The organism is Alkalihalophilus lindianensis (genome assembly GCF_032843265.1).
Lineage (GTDB): Bacteria > Bacillota > Bacilli > Bacillales > Bacillaceae_D > Alkalihalophilus > Alkalihalophilus lindianensis.
The window spans coordinates 1-258 of sequence record NZ_JAWJBA010000588.1 but is presented as its reverse complement, the minus strand read 5'-3'; the positions used below and the strand labels follow the sequence as shown (position 1 = coordinate 258).

Below are 258 nucleotides of genomic sequence, written 5' to 3'. Positions count from 1 at the left end.
AATATTTCCTGTAAGCAAATGCAAAACTTCCATGGACAGATGCATCTGCTAAAGTCAGAAATTGACCGCTGGAAAAAGGGTAATTTTGCGATTGTCTTTTTAGGCCCTGACGAGAAGCGGGTAAAAAAGTTAGAGCGAGTTCTTGAAGACTATGAAATACCTGCCAGTATCGTTGATGCAAACCAGCAAATGCTGCCGGGCACGGTGCAAATTATGAAAGGAAGTCTGCATACGGGGTTTGAACTTGCCTTTCAAAAG

The 258-nt window shown here is 42.6% G+C and carries 1 protein-coding gene; it reads left to right on the top strand.

The features are described from left to right. A partial coding sequence (locus RYX56_RS23545; protein WP_317124280.1) for a hypothetical protein occupies positions 1 to 258 on the top strand: 258 nt, incomplete at both ends.